General features: G+C 71.3%; 15 protein-coding genes. 2 read left to right on the top strand and 13 right to left on the bottom strand.

What is annotated here, in order from left to right:
- Positions 1-3: 3 nt before the first annotated feature.
- From NI26_RS06515 to NI26_RS06465, 11 genes are all read right to left on the bottom strand, one after another.
- Positions 4-756, bottom strand: coding sequence for a ComEA family DNA-binding protein (locus NI26_RS06515; RefSeq protein ID WP_144411280.1), 753 nt, complete (start codon positions 754-756; stop codon positions 4-6).
- Between the two features lie 102 nt (positions 757-858).
- Entirely contained in the window at positions 859-3450 is a 2592-nt protein-coding gene (gene leuS / locus NI26_RS06510) for a leucine--tRNA ligase (RefSeq protein ID WP_442854641.1), read from the bottom strand.
- A gap of 63 nt (positions 3451-3513) precedes the next feature.
- A complete protein-coding gene (gene cydC, locus NI26_RS06505) occupies positions 3514-5202 on the bottom strand; it encodes a thiol reductant ABC exporter subunit CydC (RefSeq protein ID WP_066653824.1) in 1689 nt (562 codons plus the stop codon).
- Positions 5199-6863: a thiol reductant ABC exporter subunit CydD gene (cydD, locus tag NI26_RS06500; protein WP_066653821.1), complete on the bottom strand. Its 1665-nt coding sequence runs from the start codon at positions 6861-6863 to the stop codon at positions 5199-5201. Before cydD ends, cydC begins: the two co-directional genes overlap by 4 nt.
- A gap of 9 nt (positions 6864-6872) precedes the next feature.
- A complete protein-coding gene (cydB, locus tag NI26_RS06495) occupies positions 6873-7877 on the bottom strand; it encodes a cytochrome d ubiquinol oxidase subunit II (RefSeq protein WP_066653819.1) in 1005 nt (334 codons plus the stop codon).
- Position 7878: 1 nt separating this feature from the next.
- A complete protein-coding gene (locus NI26_RS06490; protein ID WP_066653817.1) occupies positions 7879-9291 on the bottom strand; it encodes a cytochrome ubiquinol oxidase subunit I in 1413 nt (470 codons plus the stop codon).
- A 287-nt stretch (positions 9292-9578) separates the two neighbouring features.
- Entirely contained in the window at positions 9579-10499 is a 921-nt protein-coding gene (locus NI26_RS06485) for an ABC transporter substrate-binding protein (protein WP_081984798.1), read from the bottom strand.
- Positions 10496-11224: an ABC transporter permease gene (locus tag NI26_RS06480; RefSeq protein WP_066658076.1), complete on the bottom strand. Its 729-nt coding sequence runs from the start codon at positions 11222-11224 to the stop codon at positions 10496-10498. Before NI26_RS06480 ends, NI26_RS06485 begins: the two co-directional genes overlap by 4 nt.
- Positions 11221-11937, bottom strand: coding sequence for an ABC transporter permease (locus NI26_RS06475; RefSeq protein ID WP_066653814.1), 717 nt, complete (start codon positions 11935-11937; stop codon positions 11221-11223). Before NI26_RS06475 ends, NI26_RS06480 begins: the two co-directional genes overlap by 4 nt.
- On the bottom strand, positions 11934-12848 hold the full coding sequence (locus NI26_RS06470) for an ABC transporter ATP-binding protein (RefSeq protein ID WP_066653812.1): 915 nt from the start codon (positions 12846-12848) through the stop codon (positions 11934-11936). Before NI26_RS06470 ends, NI26_RS06475 begins: the two co-directional genes overlap by 4 nt.
- A gap of 191 nt (positions 12849-13039) precedes the next feature.
- Complete coding sequence (locus tag NI26_RS06465) at positions 13040-13687, bottom strand: TetR/AcrR family transcriptional regulator (protein ID WP_066653809.1); 648 nt, start codon at positions 13685-13687, stop codon at positions 13040-13042.
- A 152-nt stretch (positions 13688-13839) separates the two neighbouring features.
- Here NI26_RS06465 and NI26_RS06460 point away from each other — a divergent pair, with 152 nt between their 5' ends.
- Both NI26_RS06460 and NI26_RS06455 read left to right on the top strand, forming a co-directional pair.
- Positions 13840-14904: an App1 family protein gene (locus tag NI26_RS06460; RefSeq protein ID WP_066653808.1), complete on the top strand. Its 1065-nt coding sequence runs from the start codon at positions 13840-13842 to the stop codon at positions 14902-14904.
- Positions 14905-14992: 88 nt separating this feature from the next.
- Positions 14993-16879 carry a glycoside hydrolase family 15 protein gene (locus NI26_RS06455; protein WP_066653806.1) on the top strand — a complete coding sequence of 629 codons (1887 nt, stop codon included), beginning with the start codon at positions 14993-14995 and terminating at the stop codon, positions 16877-16879.
- A 248-nt stretch (positions 16880-17127) separates the two neighbouring features.
- Here NI26_RS06455 and NI26_RS06450 read toward each other — a convergent pair whose 3' ends face one another.
- Both NI26_RS06450 and NI26_RS06445 read right to left on the bottom strand, forming a co-directional pair.
- On the bottom strand, positions 17128-18501 hold the full coding sequence (locus tag NI26_RS06450; protein WP_066653802.1) for a glucose-6-phosphate dehydrogenase: 1374 nt from the start codon (positions 18499-18501) through the stop codon (positions 17128-17130).
- A 188-nt stretch (positions 18502-18689) separates the two neighbouring features.
- On the bottom strand, positions 18690-19106 hold the full coding sequence (locus NI26_RS06445) for a cytochrome c oxidase subunit 4 (protein WP_066653799.1): 417 nt from the start codon (positions 19104-19106) through the stop codon (positions 18690-18692).
- Between the last annotated feature and the right edge of the window lie 4 nt (positions 19107-19110).

The following is a 19110-nucleotide window of genomic DNA, read 5'->3' as shown; positions in this document are numbered from 1 at the left end:
GACTCAGACCCGGACCCGGTCCCGCAGCTCGGCGAGGCGGGTGTCGCCGATGCCGCTGACCTCGAGCAGGTCGTCCACCGACGTGAACCCGCCGTGCTCCTCGCGCCACGCCAGGATGCGGGCAGCCAGTGCCGGGCCGATGCCGGGCAGGGTCTCGAGCGTCGGCTGGTCGGCGGTGTTGAGGTCGACGACGGCCGCGCCCGTGTCGTCCGCGCCGCCGGCACCACCCCCGACGGCGGCACTCCCGCCCCCGGCACCCGGCGCGTCCGGCCGGAGCGCCTCGGGCACCTCGGTCTCCCCGACCCGCGGCACGTACAGGCGTTCTCCGTCCACCACCGGACGAGCGAGGTTGAGCCGGGCGAGGTCGGCGTCGGCCGTGGCTCCCCCCGCTCGCTGCAGCGCGCCGTCCACACGGGTCCCGGCGGGGACCTCGACGACCCCGGCCCGGACCACCGCGCCGAGCACGTACACGGTGACCGCCGCGGCACTCGCCGATCCCGAGCGCGATCCGGACCCGGGAGCGCCGCCCGTGGCGTCCGTGCTCGGACCCGGATCCGGTCGGCCGGACGCCGTCGAGGGCGCGCTCGTCACCGTCACCCCGGCCGTCGATCGCGTCCCGAGGGTCCCGATCGCGACGACCACGAGCGCGAGCCCGACCACCACGGCGGCCAGCACCACGGCCGCCCGGGGCGAGAGCGCGAACCGGGACGCCCACGACCCGTCGGCACCGGGTCCTCCAGGAGACGAAGCAGTCATGCCCGGCACGGTAGGTCCCGCCACGGGGACGACGACGGCCCGGCGGCCCCTCCTGTGGAGGGACCGGCCGGGCCGGTCAGGTGGGGAGGACTCCGGGAGCCGTCAGCCCTTGATCGCGATGTTCACGAGCTTCGGCGCCCGCACGATGACCTTGACGATCTCGCGGTCACCGATGTACCGCTGCACGTTCGCCGAGGCCCGCGCGAGCTGCTCGAGCTCGTCCGCCTCGATCGACTTCGACACCTCGAACGAGTCGCGCACCTTGCCGTTGACCTGCACGACCGCGGTGAGCGTCTCCTGCACGAGCAGCGTCGGGTCCGCCTTCCGCCAGCCGTACGTGGCGACCGTGGCCTCGTAGCCCAGCTTCTCCCACATCTCCTCGCCGGTGTACGGGGCGAAGACGGCGAGGGCGAGGGCGATCGTCTCGACGGCCTCGCGCACGGCGGGGTCACCGGCGCCGGGGCCGCTGTCGATCGCCTTGCGGGTGACGTTCACCAGGTCCATCAGTCGCGCGATCACGACGTTGAACTTGAAGGCCTCCATCATCCCCGGCGCGTCGGCCAGGAAGCGGTGCGTCACCTGGCGCAGGGCACGGTCGCCGTCGGCCCAGACGGCGTCCGGTGCCGAGGTCACGTCGAGCGCCAGGCGGTAGGCACGGGCGAGGAAGCGTGCCGACGCCGACGGCGACACGTCCTCCCAGTTGATGTCGTCCTCCGGCGGCCCGGCGAAGCCCATCACGAGTCGGATCGCGTCGACGCCGTTCGCGTCGAGCTCGTCGCCGAGCGAGACGCCGCCCTTCGACTTCGACATCTTCGAGCCGCCGGAGAGCACCATGCCCTGGTTGAGCAGCGCCGAGAACGGCTCGGTGAAGTCGAGGTAGCCGAGGTCGAACAGGACCTTCGTGACGAAGCGCGCGTAGAGCAGGTGCAGGATCGCGTGCTCGATGCCACCGATGTACTGGTCGACCGGCGCCCACCTCCGAGCGGCCTCGGGGTCGAACGCCTGCGTGTCGTCCTGGGCCGACAGGAAGCGCAGGAAGTACCACGACGAGTCGACGAAGGTGTCCATCGTGTCCGTGTCGCGGAGCGCCGGGGTGCCGTCCACCGGGTTCGGCACGTTCACCCAGTCGGTCGCTCCACCGAGCGGCGAGGTGCCCTTCGGCTTGAGGTCGAGGCCCTCGGTCGACGGCAGGCGCACCGGCAGCTGGTCCATCGGGACCGGGTGCTCGGTGCCGTCGGCGCCGTGGATGATCGGGATCGGGGTGCCCCAGAAGCGCTGACGGGAGATGAGCCAGTCGCGCAGGCGGTAGGTCTTCGCGGCCCGGCCGGTCCCGCGCTCCTCGAGCAGGGAGATCGCCGCGGTGATGGCGTGCTGCTTCGACATGCCGTCGAGCGGCCCGGAGTTGATCATCCGGCCCTGGCCGGTGAGCGCCTCGCCGGTCGAGACGGGGTCGAGCGCGGGCAGGTCCTCGAGCGTCGCCCCCTCGGGGATGACCGGGATGGCACCGGTGACCGGCTGGTTCGTGTCGACGACGACCTTGACGGGCAGGTCGAAGGCCCGGGCGAAGTCGAGGTCGCGCTGGTCGTGCGCCGGGACCGCCATCACGGCGCCGTGGCCGTAGTCGGCGAGCACGTAGTCGGCGGCCCAGATCGGCAGGCGCTCCCCCGTGAGCGGGTGGATCGCGGAGCGGCCGAGCGGCACGCCGGTCTTCGGCCGGTCGGCGTTCTGCCGGTCGATCTCCGAGGTCTTCTGCGTCGCGGTCAGGTACGCGTCGAAGTCGGCACGCACGTCGTCAGGGGCGACGGAGACCAGCGACGCCGCCAGGTCCGAGTCCGGCGCCACGACGAGGAACGTCACCCCGTGGATGGTGTCCGGACGTGTGGTGAACACGGTGACGGGCTCGTCGTGCCCCTCGATGACGAAGTCGACGTCGGCGCCGACCGAACGGCCGATCCAGTTGCGCTGCTGCGCGATCACCTTCGCCGGCCAGCGACCCTCGAGCTGGTTGAGGTCGTCGAGCAGCCGGTCCGCGTACTTCGTGATCGCGAAGTACCACTGCGTCAGCTTCTTCTTGACGACGACGGCGCCGGAACGGTCCGAGGTGCCGTCGGGCAGCACCTGCTCGTTCGCGAGCACGGTCTGGTCCACCGGGTCCCAGTTGACCCAGCTGTCCTTCCGGTAAGCCAGGCCCTTCTCGTACATCTTGAGGAACAGCCACTGGTTCCACTTGTAGTACTCGGGGTCCGACGTGTGGATCTCCGTCGTCCAGTCGAACGACGGCGCGTAGCGCTTGAACGAGGCCTTCTGCTGCTCGATGTTCGCGTAGGTCCACTGCGCCGGGTCGACCCCGCGCTTGATCGCCGCGTTCTCGGCGGGCAGGCCGAAGGAGTCCCAGCCGATGGGGTGCAGGACGTTGAAGCCCTGCTGCCGCCAGTAGCGGGCCACGAAGTCGCCGAGTGCCCAGTTCTCGGCGTGCCCCATGTGCAGGTCGCCGGACGGGTACGGGAACATCTCGAGGATGTACTTGCGCGGGCGCGAGTCGTCGAGGTCGGTCGTGAAGAGGCCGAGCTCCTCCCAGCGGGGCTGCCACTTCTCCTGGATGCGGCGGAAGTCGTAGGCGTCGGGATCGACGGCTGCGGGTCCGGCGGGGTGCTCGGTTGCGTTCGCAGTGGAGTGCTCGGTGGTCACGATCACCAAGGGTACAAGGCCTGGAGGCCCGCCCCGGTCCCGCCGACGCATCCTCCGTCCGGCAGGTGGTCACCCCTCGACGAGGCGCCCGTCACGCATCCGCAGGGTCCGGTCCACCAGGTCGGCCGGGACCGGCACGTGGGACACGACCAGCACGGTGCGTCCGGCCCGCCGCGCCGCACCGACGAGGTCGCGGAGCACCGCGTCGCCGAGGTCGGGGTCGACGTCCGCGGTCGGCTCGTCGAGCACCAGCACCGGGAACGCGTGCAGCAGCGCCCGGGCGAGCGCGAGGCGGTGCGCCTGCCCGCCGGAGAGCAGTCCGCCGCGCTCCCCCACCGGGGCGTCGAGCCCACCGCGCCCCGCGACCCACGGGCCGAGCCCGACCCGGTCGAGCACGTCGCTGAGCTCGGCGTCCGTCGCGGTGTCCCGCGCGAAGAGCAGGTTCTGCCGCACCGACTGGTCGAACACGAACGGGTCCTGCTCCACGAGCCCGACCCGTGCGCGCACCGCGTCCGGGTGCATCGACCGCGTCCCGACCCCGTCGAGCGTGTACGACCCCTCGTGGTCGACGAACCGCACCAGGGCGTCCACGAGGGTGGACTTCCCGGCACCGCTCGGCCCCTCGAGCACGACGACCTCACCCGGGTGGAGGTCGAACGACACCCGGTCCACCGCGGGCGCTGACGCGCCGGGCCACCGCACGGTCAGGTCCCGCACCGCCACCCGCACCGGCCCGTCGACGACGAGGTCCGACGGGTCGGCCGGCACGTCGGGCTCCGGAACGATGCCGGCCGGGATCTCCGCGGGGACGACCTCCTCGACCCGTTCCGCGGCGGCGCGGACCCGGCGCAGCGTCAGGACGGCGAGCGGGACCCCGCCGACGACCTCGAAGAGTGCGAGCGGCACGAAGACGGCGAGCGCCCAGAGCGGTCCGTCCAGCGCGCCCGAGACGACCGCGGGAGCACCGACCGCGAGCACCCCGACGACGGCGCCGCCACCGACCAGGCCGACGAGGGCCCCGACGAGCGACTCGACGGTCGCACGACGCCGGACGGCGCGGGTCACGCGGGCGTCGAGCGCGGCGATGCCGGCCAGGCGGTCGGGCAGCGTGCCGTACGCGGCGAACACGTCGAGGGTCCGGACGGTGTCGAGCACCAGGTCCGCGACCCGTCCGCGCTCGGCCGCCGTCTCGCGGTCCGATCGCCGCGCGACGGACAGGGTCGTGACCGTCCCGAGCAGCGCGGCGACGGCGAGGGCGACGACGAGCACCACCGCCGCGGGCCACCAGACCACCGCGACCGCGACGACGGAGAGCACGGCGACGACCCCGGCCGACACGAGCGGGCCGACGACGCGGATCGGCAGGTCCTGCAGCCGGTCGGTGTCCGTGACGAGCCGGGTGAGCAGGTCGCCGCGCCCGGTCGCCCCGAGCCCGGCCGGCGCGACCGAGGCGAGCCGTCGGTACATCTCGGTCCGGACGACGGCGAGCTGCCGGAACGACGCGTCGTGCCCGGCGAGCCGGTCGACGTAGCGCAGTGCGGCCCGGCCGAGGGCGAACGCACGCACCCCGACCATGACGAGCGTCAGGTAGAGGATCGGCGGCTGCTCGGCCGCGCGGGTGATGAGGTAGCCGCTCGCCGCCAGGAGCGCCACCGCACAGACCGCACTGAGCGTGCCGGCGGCGACCGCCTTCGCCCAGCCGGCCCCGTGCGGGAGCGCCAGCCGCAGGACGGGGGTGGGACGGGCCTCCCGGCTCACGAGCGTGCCTCCTGTCGGTGCGTCACGGTCACCGCTCCGCCGGGGCGGAGGTCGACGCGGACGTCGGCGGCGGCCAGCACGGCGGGGCGGTGGCTCGCCACGACGACGACCGCGCCGTCGGCGGCGAGCGACCGGACGGCGTCGACGACGATCTGCTCCGCGTCGGCGTCGAGGGCCGACGTCGGCTCGTCGAGCAGGACGAGCGGGGTGCGGGCGCGACGCGCCCGGTACAGGGCCCGGGCGACCGCGACGCGCTGCGCCTGACCGCCCGAGAGACCGGCTCCCCCGGGTCCGACCGGGAGGCTCGGCTCGACACCCAGCCCCGCCTCGCCCAGGGCGCGGCGCACGTCGTGGTCGTCGGGTCGCGTGTGCAGGGCGACGTTCTCGGCGACCGTGCCGCGCACCAGGCGCGGACGCTGGTCACCCCAGGTCGTGCGGTCGGCGCGGGTGGCGTCGGCCGGACCGGGCACCGTCACCGTGCCGTCGTGGGCGAGGACACCCCGGATCGCCGCGATGAGACTGGACTTACCGGACCCGCTGGGCCCGGCGAGGGCGACGACGGTGCCGGGCGCGACGCGCAGGTCGAGCGGTCCGACGACGACGTCGGGGCGACGGACCACCAGGCCCTCGAGCACCAGGTCGGTGGCCGCGGCGGCCGGGGCGCCGGGCGCGGGTGCGCTGGTCGACGTGTCGCGTCCCCGGTCGTCGAGGACGTCGAGCACGGCGCCGGACGCCTCGACGCCGTCCTGGGCGGCGTGGAAGTCGGCGCCGACCTGGCGGAGGGGTGCGAACGCCTCCGGGGCGAGCACCAGGACGAACATCGCGGCGCCGAGGCCGAGCGAGCCGTCGACGAGTCGGACGCCGATCGACACCGCGACGAGGGCGACGGACAGGCTCGCGGCGAGTTCGAGGGCGAAGCCGCTGACGAAGGACAGACGCAGGACGCCGATGGTGCCGCGCCGGTACTCGTCGGTGACGGTGCCGATGCGGTCGACCTGGCGGCGGGCACGTCCGAAGACCTTGAGGGTGGCGAGGCCCTCCACCGCCTCGGTGAAGGCGCCGCCGAGGCGGGTGAGCGCGTCGGCCTGCCGCCGCTGCAGCGCCTGGGTCGCCAGACCGATGAGCACCATGAACACGGGGATCACCGGCATCGCGAGCACGATGACGACCGCGCTCGTCAGGTCACCGAGCCCGATCGCGACGAGGAGCACCGGGGTCGCGACGGCGGTGAGCGCGAGCTGTGGGACGTACCGCCCGAAGTACGCGTCGAGGGCGTCGAGCCCGGGGCCGAGCGCCGTGGCGAAGCCGGCGCTCGACCGGGCGGCGAGCCAGGACGGTCCGCGCTCGGCCGCCCGGGAGAGGACGGTCGCACGGAGCTCGCTCTTCACCGTCGCCCCGGCCCGCGCCGCCAGGTCGTCCGTCGCCCACGCGGCGACGGCACGGACGACGAACGCACCGGCCAGCAGCGCCAGCGTCGGGACGAACGTCTCCGGGAGCCGGCCGTCGCGCACCGCGTCGACGCCGAGCGTGACGGCCGCCGCGATCCCCCACGCGACACCGATCGTCGCGAGTGTGCGGACCAGGCCCGTCCCCGCGGACGCGACGACGGACCAGCGCGCGGCACGCGACAGGCGCAGCAGACGAGGATCGAGCGGCTTCACCGGGAGCCCCTAGTGCGCGGCCTGGTCGATGTGGGCCCGCGAGACGCGCTTGCGGAACACCCAGTAGGTCCAGGCCTGGTAGGCCAGCACGAGCGGGACGAAGATCAGCGCGACCCAGCTCATCACCGTCAGCGTGTACTGCCCGCTCGACGCGTTGACCACGGTCAGGCTGTTGGCCGGGTCGTTCGACGCCGGCATGACGTCGGGGAAGATCGCGGTGAACATCGCCAGGACCACGGCGGCGATCGTGACCGCCATCAGCGTGAACGCCCGCCCCTCCTTGCCCCACGCGGTGCAGAGCACGGCGAGGACGAGCGCGAGTGCCGCGACGACCGAGAGCACCAGGCTCGCCGGCGTCGCCCGCACGAACGCCATCGCCACCAGGAACGCGGCACCGACGACGATCGTCAGCACGCCCGCCCGGGTCGCCAGGCGCTTCGCCCGCACGCGGATCTCACCCTCGGTCTTCAGTGCGACGAACACGACGCCGTGCGTGAAGAACACCATCAGGGTCGCGAGGCCGGTCAGCAGCGCGAACGGGTTGAGCAGGTCGAGGAACGTGCCCGTGAAGTTGTGCCCGGCGTCCATCGGGATCCCGCGGACGACGTTGCCGAACGCGACGCCCCACAGGAACGACGGCACGGCGCTGCCGACGATGATCATCAGGTCGAACCGGCGCTTCCACTCCGGGTGCTTCCGCTGGTGGCGGTACTCGAACGAGACCCCACGGGCGATGAGCGCCACGAGGATGAGCAGCAGGGCGAGGTAGAAGCCGGAGAACATCGTCGCGTACCACTCCGGGAACGCCGCGAACAAGCAGGCCCCGGCGACGATGACCCAGGTCTCGTTGAGGTCCCACACCGGGCCGATCGTGTTGATGAGCACACGGCGGTCGGTGTCGTCCTTGCCGAGGAACGGCAGGGACATCCCGACACCGAAGTCGAACCCGTCGAGGACGAAGTACCCGACGAAGAACAGTCCGACGATCGCGAACCACAGGACTGGCAGATCCATCTCAGTACACCGTCACTTCGTGCTCGACCTCGCCGGTGACCTCGTCGACCTTCGCAGGGGCGGCGGGGCCCTCCTGCGCGACCTTCTTGATGAGCCGGAACTCGACGACCGCGAGCGCGCCGTAGATCAGCGTGAACACGACCAGGGAGATGAGGACCTCGACCCCGGTGACGTTCGGCGAGACGCCGTCCGCCGTGCGGAGCAGCCCGAACACGAGCCACGGCTGGCGGCCCATCTCGGTGAAGACCCAGCCCATGATCATCGCGGCCATCGGCAGCGGGACCGACCAGGTGGCGATGCGCCACACCCAGCGCTGCGTCGGGAACCGGCCCTTGCGGGTCAGCCACAGGCCGACGACCGACACGAGCACCGCCCCGACACCGAGGGCGATCATCCACCGGAACGACCAGTAGGTCACCCAGATGATCGGCTTGTAGTCGCCGGGGCCGTACACCTGCGTGTACTGCGCCTGCAGGTCGTTGACGCCCTCGACCGTGCCGGTGAAGGTGTGCGTCGACAGGAACGAGAGCAGGTACGGGATGCGGATCGAGAACAGTTCGTGCACACCGTCCGGGGTGCCGAGCGTGAAGATCGAGAACGAGGCGTCCTTGCCCGTCGAGGTGTTGTAGAGCGCCTCGGCCGCGGCCATCTTCATGGGCTGGGTGTCGACCATCGTGAGCCCGAGCTGATCGCCGGACAGCACGGTCAGCGCGCCGGACGCCAGCATCGTCCACATGCCGAACTTGAGCGCCGGCATCATCGTCTCGAGGTTCTGGTTGCGTGCGAGGTGCCACGCCGCGACCGCGATGATCACCGAGGCGGCGACCATGAAGGCCCCGAAGAGCGTGTGCGGGAAGGCGGCCAGCGCGACCTTGTTGGTCAGGACGGCCCAGATGTCGGTGAGCTCGGCGCGGCCCTTCGCCTCGTTGATCGCGAAGCCGACGGGGTGCTGCATGAAGGCGTTCGCCGCCAGGATGAAGTACGCCGACATCATCGTGCCGACGCTGACGCACCAGATGCTCGCCAGGTGCAGCGCCCGCGGCAGGCGGTCCCACCCGAAGATCCAGATGCCGATGAACGCCGCCTCGAAGAAGAACGCGAGGATGCCCTCGAGCGCGAGCGGGGCACCGAAGACGTCGCCCACGAACCGCGAGTAGTTCGACCAGTTCATGCCGAACTGGAACTCCTGGACGATTCCGGTGACGACGCCCATCGCGAAGTTGATGAGGAAGATGCGCCCGAAGAAACGGGTCAGCTGGAGGTAGTGAGCGCGCCCGGTCCGCACCCACGCCGACTGGAAGACGGCAACGACGAGCGCCATGCCGATCGTCAGCGGGACGAAGAGGAAGTGGTAGATCGTCGTCAGACCGAACTGCCACCGCGACAGGATCAGGGGATCGAGGATGTCGTTCATGCGGCGTGTCCGAGCCGGTCCGCCGCGCGCTGTTCGTGCACGAGAGATGCCTCTTCCGGGAGGAGGAACTGGTACTTGTCACCCCGTCGGGACACCTCCACGCTACCGCCGGGACACCTGCTTCGACAAGTTGTAGAGGGGCACTCTGCACGAACGTGCACAAGCAGTGGTCGGCACAACCGTGCGGAACGACGGTGCTCGATCATCCTCCGCGTGAACGACGACAGGTGCCGGGCCGAAGCCCGACACCTGTCGTTCAGTGCTGATCGGCGCAGAGCGCCGAGCGACTAGAGCAGACCCTCGTCCTGGAGGAACTGCTTCGCGATCTGCGAGGCCTTCTCCTTGTCCGTGACGCTCTTCTCGTTGAGCTCGATGAGCTTGTCGGTGGTGAGCTTCTCGTTCACCTCGTCGATGGCGTCCGCAGCCTTCTCGTCGACCTTGTCGGAGACCACCGGGATGACGTTCTGCGGCAGGATCAGGTTCTCCGGGTCCTTGAGCGAGACGAAGTCGTTCGCCTTGATGCTCGGGTCCGCGCTGTAGATGTCGGCGAGCTGAACGGTGCCGTCCTTGAGCGCCTTCACCGTCAGGGCGCCGCCGGAGTCCTCGACCGCCTTGAAGTCGACGTCCACGCCGTAGACCGACTTCAGGCCCTCGGGGCCGTACGGGCGGGTCTGGAACTCGGAGTTCGCGCCGACGGTCAGCTTCTCCTTGACGTCCTTCAGGTCGGCCAGGCTCGTGACGTCGTTCTCCTCGGAGAACTGCTTCGTCACGGTGTAGCTGTCCTGGTCGGTGGCGTCGGCCTCGTCGAGGACCCGCAGACCCTTCGGCAGGGCCTTCGCGAGCGCCTCGTCGATCTGGTCCGCACTCTTGGCCGTCGACTCCTTGTCGAAGTACTGCAGCAGGTTGCCGCTGTACTCGGGCATGACGTCGATCGCGCCCTTCTCGAGCTGCGGGATGTAGACCTCGCGCTGCCCGATGTTGAAGTTGCGCTCGACGGTGAAGCCGTCCTTCTCGAGCACCTGCGCGTAGAGCTCGGCGATGATCTCGTTCGAGTAGTACTGCTGCGAGCCGATGACGATCGTCTTCGAGTCGGACGACGCGCTGGAGCCGCTGCTGAGCGGGTCACCAGAGGAGCAGCCGGTCAGGGCTGCGGCGACGCCGAGTGCCGTTGCGGCGGCGAGGGCGACGCGGATCCGTGCTGTGATCACGATGGGTTTCCTTCCGGGATGGGATTGCGGGCTCGCTCGCGCGATCCCTGGCGCTGCCGCGCGGACGGGTCGAGGGTGCCCTTCGGCACCGACGCCCGCTGCAGCGCGGCGAACACGATCTCGAACGCGATCGCGAGCGCGATCACGAGGACGGACGCGCCGAGCATCTCGGCGTAGTCCTGGGTCTTGAGGCCGAGGAAGAAGTAGCCGCCCAGTCCCCCGGCGCCGACGTAGGCGGCCAGGGTGGCGGTGGCGACGACCTGGAGCACGGCCGACCGGACGCCACCGATGAGCAGCGGCAGCCCGAGCGGGATCTCGACCTTCCAGAGCACCTGCCACCCGGTCATGCCCTGGGCCTTCGCCGCGTCGATCGTGACCGGGTCGACGGACTCGATCCCCGCGTACGCCCCGGCGAGCACCGACGGGACGGCCAGGACCACGAGCGCCAGCAGCGGTGCCTCGAGCCCGATGCCGAGCAGCAGGCCGAAGAGCGACAGCACGCCGAGCGTCGGGAGGGCCCTGATGCCGCCGGACAGCGCGATCGATACCCCGCGTGCCCGGCCCGTGTGCCCGATCGCGTACCCGATCGGGACCGCGATCACGGCCGCGATCACCACGGCGAGCAGGGTGATCCAGACGTGCTCCCACAGCCGCTCGGGGATCGCGTTGACGCCGGTGTAGTTGGCCGGGTCGAACACCCAGCCGAACGCCTGTCCGATGATCACGAGGCGACCTCCGCTCGCTGCAGGACCCGACGCGCGGCGCGACGGCTCCGGGGCGCCCGCCGTGTCCACGGCATGACGAGCCGTCCGAGCAGCACGAGCAGGCCGTCGAGGGCGAAGGCGAGCACGAGCACCATGACGATGCCCGAGAGGATCTCCTCGTAGATGCCGCGCGCGAGTCCGTCGGTGAACAGCGAACCGAGGCTCTGGATGCCGAGCACCGCACCGACGGTCGTCAGCGAGATCGTCGACACCGCGATCACCCGCAGGCCGGCGAGCAGCACGGGACCGGCGAGCGGGAGCTCGACGCGGAAGAAGCGCTGTACGCCCGAGTACCCCATGGCGGTCGAGGCTGCCTTCGTGCCGGCGTCGACCGAGGAGAGGCCGTCCACCGTCGACCGGACCATGAGCGCGAGACCGTAGATCGTCAGGCTGATGATCACGTTGACCGGGCTCTGCAGGCTCGTCCCGATGATGCCGGGCAGGGCGACGAACAGCGCCAGCGACGGGATCGCGTAGAGGAGACCCGCGAAGGTCACGATGCCGCTGCCCAGACCGGCGGCGAAGCGGGATCCGCCCGTGCGCTGCAGTCGGACCACCACCCAGCCGATCGGGATGGAGAGCAGGAAGCTGATGATGATCGGTGGGATCGCGATCGCGAGGTGCGCGATCGTGGCGTCACTGATCGTGTCGAGGTTCGACAGGATCCAGTTCACCGCGGTCCCCCACCCTGCGCCGGAGCACCCGGGGCGGTGTCACGCGCCCCGGCCTCTGCTGCCTGTGGCACCGCGGCTGCGGCGTCGACCACCTGGACCGGACCGGTGAGCACACCGGCTGCCCGGCCGTCGCCGTCGACGACGATCGGGCCGGTCGGCGTCTGCTCGACGCGCAGGGCACGCCGACCGCGGCCGGCACCGATGAAGTTCGCGACGAAGTCGTCCGCCGGTTCGGCGAGGATCTCGGCGGGGGTCCCGAGCTGCGCGATCTCGCCGCCCTTCTTGAGGATGACGACCTGGTCGCCGAGCTTGAACGCCTCGTCGATGTCGTGGGTCACGAAGACGACGGTCTTGCCGAGCTCGCGCTGCAACCGGATGAGCTCGTCCTGCAGGTCGTTGCGGACGAGCGGGTCGACGGCGCCGAACGGCTCGTCCATGAGCAGGACGTTCGGGTCGACGGCGAGGCCGCGGGCCACGCCGACGCGCTGCTGCTGTCCGCCGGAGAGCTGCGAGGGGTACCGGTCCGCGAACGCCCGGTCGAGACCGACGGTGTCCATCAGTTCGAGCGCCCGGGCACGGGCCTCGCCCTTCGGGACACCCGTCAGGAGCGGCACGGTCGCGATGTTGTCGGCGACCTTGCGGTGCGGCAGCAGGCCGGCGTTCTGCATGACGTAGCCGATGCGGCGACGGAGCTGCACGGGGTCGACCCCGGCGACGTCCTCACCGTCGATCTCGACGGTCCCCGACGACGGGTCGACCATCCGGTTGATCATGCGGAGCAGGGTGGTCTTGCCGCAGCCGCTGGAGCCGACGAAGACCGTGGTGGTCCGCGACGGGATGACGAGGCTGAAGTCGTCGACCGCGTTGGTGCCGTCCGGGTACGTCTTGCGCACCGAGCGGAACTCGATCATGTGGGTGCCCTTCTGTTCGGAGGTAGCCCGACTCCGCACGAGCGTACCCGCGCATCGAGGACAGCGTTCCACCGTGACCGGTCATGACGGCTCGCGGACAACGACGCCCGCACTCCCTGTTCGGGAGCACGGGCGTCGGTGGATGGTCCGGTGCGCCGGTCGGGCGCGTCGCGCGTCCGGCCGATCGCGGTTCAGGCGGCTGCGGCGACCGCTTCGAGGTGCGCCCGGCTCATCGTGCGGTACTCCTCGATGAGCGCGGTGTCGGGAGCGGTCCGGTCGCGGAGCGCCCGGGCGATCACGGCGTGCGCGGACTCGGCCAGGACGACCCAGGCGCGCTCCGCACGCTCGCCCAGCGGGTAGCCGAAGCGGTCGTGCAGGACCTGCGCGACGGCTGCCCCCAGCGCAGCCATGCGGTCCTCGGCGTCACCGGTGCCGGTGTCCGCGGGGTCACCGAAGCGGATCGCGCGGAAGCCCGGCTCCGCGCGGTACATCTCGACGGTCGCGTCGATGAGCGCGTCGTGCGCGTCCTGCCAGGTCGTGGCGTCGCTCTCGTCGAGGGCGGTGAGGAAGCGCTCGGCGAGCCGCTGGGTGCTCCGGATCGCCAGCGCCTCGACCACGGCGATGCGGTCCGGGAAGTACCGGTAGACCGTGCCGATCGACGCCCCCGCGCGCTCGGCCACCATCGCGGTGGTCAGTCGCTCGAACCCGATCTCGTCGATCACGGCAGCCGCGGCGTCGAGGAGTCCCGCGAGGCGCGCCGAACTGCGGGCTTGGACCGGCTCGTTCCTGAGCAGTGATGATCCCCCCGGCAGTGCGTTCGATACCTCGGTGACGAGCACGTGTTCTCCTCTTGCGCTCCCGGCGGAGCGCGGTCATGTGGGATGTGACGGGAAGGACTCTCGCACAGACCGGCTGGATCATCGCTGCGACTCACCCCGTCGTGGTCGTCCACCGCCCGCCGTCGGGGTCCCGCGCGTGGGAGGATGGGGCCATGCCCGACCCGACGCCCCACGAGCCGTCGTTGGCCGAACCGATCCTCCACCGGGCCGCTCGGATCGAGGACGCCGTCCAGGAGTTCCGCGAGCACCGGGCCCGGCGTCGCGGGCTCGTGCCGACCGTGATCCCCTACACGGGCTACGGCGCACCGGGCTGGATCCGCGTGCTCTGCCGTGTCCTGCTGACGCGACGCGGCCTGGCGTCCGACGCCTCCTACTACGGCGTGCGCGGCTGGCGGAGCTTCACGAGTGTCGCCGTCGACGACGCCGAGGTCACCGTGACGGCCGGTGGCACGACCCACGTGGTGCAGTCCGACCGTGGCGGCGTGGTCGACGTGAAGGTCCCGATCGACCTCGAACCCGGATGGCAGACGGTGCGCCTTTCGGCCGGTGGGATGCGCGACGTCGAGGCCGACGTCTTCATCGTGGACCCGGACACGCGCTTCGGTCTGCTGTCCGACATCGACGACACGGTGATGGTGACGTCGCTCCCCCGCCCGATGCTCGCGGCGTGGAACTCCTTCGTCCTGACCGAGCACGCCCGTCGCCCGGTCCCGGGCATGTCCGTGCTGTACGAACGCGTGCTCGCGCAGCACCCCGGCGCTCCGACCGTGTACCTCTCGACCGGGGCGTGGAACGTGGCGCCGACGCTGCAACGCTTCCTGACCCGGAACATGTACCCGACCGGCACGCTCCTGCTGACGGACTGGGGGCCGACCCACGACCGCTTCTTCCGGAGCGGCCAGTTGCACAAGCAGCAGAACCTGCGGCGACTCGCGAGCGACTTCCCGGACGTGCAGTGGCTCCTGGTCGGCGACGACGGGCAGCACGACGAGACGCTCTACGGCGAGTTCGCCCGGGAGCACCCCGAGAACGTCGCCGGTGTCGCCGTCCGGCAGCTGTCCACGAGCGAGGCGGTCCTGGCCGGTGGTCGGTCGCGCGCGCAGGAACGGACGCGCGCCGGGTCCGCACCGTGGGTGTACGCCCCGGACGGTGCCGGCATGTGGTCGGAGCTCGCTCGCGTGGGCCTCGTCGACGCCGACCCGTCAGCCCCGCTCTGATCCCTGCACCGGCAGCTCCGACGGCTCCGCTGTGCACACCTTCAGCGCTGCCGGGCCGCACGGCGGCGGCCGGTGCCAGGATCGAGCCATGAGCACCGTCACCCCGCCGAACCGCATCGAGGACCACGCCCTCATCGGGGACACCCACACGGCCGCACTCGTCGGCCGCGACGGGACGATCGACTGGGCGTGCCTGCCGCGCTTCGACAGCCCGTCGACCTTCGCCTCACTGCTCGGGACCGAGGACCACGGGCACTGGTCGCTCCGCCCGGCGGACCCGGACGCCACGAGCACCCGGCACCACCACCCGGACACGCTCGTGCTCTCCACCGTGTGGACGACGTCGACCGGCGTCGTCGAGGTCACCGACCTCATGCCGATCGGCGCCCACCGCGCGGCGATCATCCGACGGGTCCGCGGCCTGCAGGGCTCGGTCGAGGTCGAGCAGACGCTCCGCATCCGGTTCGACTACGCCCGAGCGCTCCCCTGGGTCCGGCAGATCGGCGGTGACGAGGACCCGGCGCTCCTCGCGACCGCCGGCCCGGGCTCGGTGGTGGTCCGTGGCGTGCGCTTCCGGGCCGACGACCACCGGCACACGCACACCGTCACGGTGCACGACGGCGACGTCGTCGACACCGTGCTCACCTGGTACCCGTCGCACCGCGAGCCACCGGAGCCGCTCGACGTCGACGCCGCACTGCAGGCGACGGAGCGCTGGTGGCGCGACTGGATGGCGACCGCGCACACCGAGGGCCCCTACGCCGAGGCGAGCCGACGGTCCCTGCTGCTGCTCCGTGCGATGACCCACGGCCAGACCGGCGGCGTCGTGGCGGCCGCGACCACGAGCCTCCCGGAGGACCCGGGTGGCGAACGCAACTGGGACTACCGGTACGTCTGGCTCCGCGACGCGTCCCTGGCGCTCGCGTCGCTCATCGCCCACGGTTACCGGGACGAGGCGATGCACTGGCGCGGGTGGCTGCTCCGTGCGATCGCAGGTGACCCTGCCGACGTGCAGATCATGTACGGCATCGCCGGCGAACGCGAACTGCCCGAGCGCACGCTCGACGAGCTCCCCGGCTACCTCGACTCGACGCCGGTCCGGCTCGGCAACGGCGCGTCGACCCAGTACCAGGGGGACGTCTTCGGCGAGGTGCTGGCCGCCCTGCACGACGCGCGCGAGCTCGGTGTCGAGGAGAACGCGGACTCGTGGGCCCTGCAGCGTGCCCTGCTCGGCTACGTCGAGGAGCACTGGCAGCACCCGGACAACGGCATCTGGGAGATGCGCGGACCGCGGCGGCACTTCACGCACTCCCGGGCGATGATCTGGGCCGCCTTCGACCGCGGGGTGGCGGCCGTCGAGGAGTTCGGCCTCGAGGGCCCCGTCGACCGGTGGCGCAGCCTGCGCGACGAGGTCCGCGCGGAGATCGAGGAGCACGGCTGGAACGCCGAACGCGGCAGCTACCGGCAGCACTACGACACCGACGAGGTCGACGCGAGTCTGCTCGTCCTGCCGCAGATCGGGTACCTGCACGCCGACGACCCGCGCATGACGGGGACGGTCGCGGCGATCGAGCAGGACCTCCGCGTCGGCGAGCACGGCCTGGTCCTGCGGTACCGGACCACCGCGGGCTTCGACGGGCTGTCCGGCTCCGAGCACCCGTTCCTGGCGTGCTCGTTCTGGCTCGTCGAGCAGTACGCCGCCTCCGGGCGCATCGCCGACGCCGAGCGGCTGATGGACGTCCTGGTCGGTTACGCGAACGACGTCGGCATGCTCTCCGAGGAGATCGACGTGGCGACCGGTCACCACATCGGCAACACGCCGCAGGTGCTGTCGCACCTGACGCTCGTGTCCGCGGCCGACGCGATCGCCCGTGCACGCGGAACCACGTCGGGCCACCGGACGCGGCTCGCCGTGCACGACGGCGGGACGCGGTCGTCGACCGGCGGTGGGCGGCGGGCCGGCGCCCCGTCCTGACCGGCCGGCGGCGCGTCGCGCCGCGTCGTGCTGGGCGCACCTGGTCGTTCCGGGCGCACCTGGTCCATCCGGGCGTACCTGGTCCATCCAGGCGTACCTGGTCCTCCTGATCCGGCAGGTACGCCCGGTTCCGCACGGCACGTCACGCGTTCCGGGAAGGAACGGGCAGACGAACGGACGGGAGGCACGGTGCCAGCCGGCACCGCGCCTCCCGTCCGTCAGGTGGCTCCGTCAGGAGACGGCGTCGGTCAGGACGACGACTCCCAGTCCGCGGGACCGCGCGAGCCCGCACGGTACTCCTCGAGCGGCACGTCGCCCGACTTCCAGGCGTCCACGACCGGCTCGACGATCTCCCAGCACCGCTCCGCGACGTCGCCGCGGATCGAGAGCAGCGGGTCGTCGTGGAAGATGCCGTTGAGCACCTCGCCGTAGGGGGTGAGCTCGCCGTCGTCGAACGACGAGGACAGGGTGACCTGCCCCATCTCGAACGGGTTGCCGCCGCCGTTCGCCGACACGCTCAGCTCGATCTCGTCCGGGTTGAGGACGATGCGCAGCGTGTCCGCCTTCGGTCGACCGGACAGGCCGGAGGGCAGGCGCGTCACGGGCTTGAAGGTGATGAGGACCTCCTTGCGGCTGGCGCCGAGCGCCTTGCCGGAGCGGAGCGTGAAGGGGACGCCCTTCCAGCGCGCGGTGTCGACCTCGACCTGGATCTCGGCGAGGGTCTCGGTACCGCGCGACTTGTCCACGCCGTCCTCGTCCTGGTACGACGGCAGCTCCTTGCCGTCGATGGTGCCGGCCGTGTACACGGCGCGGCGCGAGGCGATCTTCGCGTCGTCGCCCTTGAGGCGGGTCGACCGGAGGACACGCGCGAGCGACGACCGGAACTCGACCGCGTCGATCGCGGACGGGGCGTCCATCGTGACCAGGCCGAGGATCTGCAGCAGGTGCGACTGGATCATGTCGACCAGGGCGCCGGCCTCGTCGTAGTACTGCGCCCGGTTCTCGAGCCCGAGGGTCTCGTCGTAGAAGACGTCGACCTTCTCGATGTTGTCCGCGTTCCAGATCGGCTCGAACAGGCGGTTCGCGAAGCGCAGTCCGATGATGTTGAGGACCGTGGTGCGACCGAGGAAGTGGTCCGTGCGGTGCACGCGCTCCTCGGGGACGAGCTCGAGCACGGTCTTGTTGAGGGCCTCGGCGCTGGCGACGTCGGTGCCGAAGGGCTTCTCGAACGCGAGGGTCGTGCCCTCGGGGAGTTCGACGCCCTGCAGCGCCTCGCAGATGTCCGAGGCGATCTGCGGCGGGAGCGCGAAGTAGAGGATGGGCTCGGCCTCGGCCGCGTCGAGCAGCGCCTTGAGGTGCTCGGGGTCGGTCGGGTCGCCCTGGATGAAGGTCGTGGACTCGAGGGTCGCGTCGACCTCGGGACCCTTGACGTCCTGCGACGCGAAGGACTTCGTGACGACGTCCTTCCACTGCTCCGCGCTGCGGGCGCTGCGGCCCGTGCCGATCAGCTGGACGGGGACCGCTCGACCGCTCTGCAGGAACGTGCCGAGTCCCGGGAGCAGCAGGCGGGAGGCGAGGTCGCCCGTCGCGCCGAAGATGATGAGGGTGCGCTTGTCGGTCACCGGAGGTGAGTCCTTTCGCTGTGGTTGCGGGGTCCGCACGGGTCAAGCCGCGCGCGGGCCGGTTGATTCCCTGTGACTTCCGGGATACCCGATCCGGGCCGAGAGCTCGGGCCGGGTGGGGTACGGGCCCCGGACGCACCACGGGCGGCACCGGATGTGGTGCCGCCCGAGGTGTCAGGTGGTTCGGATCAGTGTCCGAAGTTGCCGCGGTAGTACTCGTAGACCCAGCCCACGAGGGTGACCGTCACGAGCGCGAGCCCGATCGGCACGATCCAGAGGCCGGCCGCGAGACCGAGGAAGCAGATCGCGGTCGAACCGGCGAGCAGGATCGGCCACCACGACCACGGGCTGAAGTGCCCGAGTTCGGCGTCGCCGTCCTCGATGTTCGCGTCGGGGCGGTCCTCGGGGAGGACACCGCCCTGCGAGGACATGACCTTCCCGAGGTAGAACGCGATGAACGCGGACATGATCCCGGTGAGGCCGATCGCCACGGTGCCGACCCACTCGGGCCGCCCGTAGTAGATGAGCGCCCAGATGGTGTACGCCGCGTCCGCGAGGACGAAGAAGACGAACAGGATCCAGAACAGGTTGGTGTTGGCGCGCATGGCG

The sequence above is a fragment of the Curtobacterium sp. MR_MD2014 genome (genome assembly GCF_000772085.1).
GTDB lineage: Bacteria > Actinomycetota > Actinomycetes > Actinomycetales > Microbacteriaceae > Curtobacterium.
This window is presented reverse-complemented; position numbering and strand designations above follow the sequence as displayed.

Bases quoted from the DNA above. Each gene is read 5' to 3' on its own strand.
- NI26_RS06460 (WP_066653808.1), top strand. From the start codon at position 13,840: ATGCCCGACCCGACGCCCCACGAGCCGTCGTTGGCCGAACCGATCCTC.
- NI26_RS06515 (WP_144411280.1), bottom strand. From the start codon at position 756: ATGACTGCTTCGTCTCCTGGAGGACCCGGTGCCGACGGGTCGTGGGCG.
- NI26_RS06455 (WP_066653806.1), top strand. From the start codon at position 14,993: ATGAGCACCGTCACCCCGCCGAACCGCATCGAGGACCACGCCCTCATC.
- NI26_RS06445 (WP_066653799.1), bottom strand. From the start codon at position 19,106: ATGCGCGCCAACACCAACCTGTTCTGGATCCTGTTCGTCTTCTTCGTC.
- NI26_RS06490 (WP_066653817.1), bottom strand. From the start codon at position 9,291: ATGAACGACATCCTCGATCCCCTGATCCTGTCGCGGTGGCAGTTCGGT.
- cydB (WP_066653819.1), bottom strand. From the start codon at position 7,877: ATGGATCTGCCAGTCCTGTGGTTCGCGATCGTCGGACTGTTCTTCGTC.
- NI26_RS06470 (WP_066653812.1), bottom strand. From the start codon at position 12,848: ATGATCGAGTTCCGCTCGGTGCGCAAGACGTACCCGGACGGCACCAAC.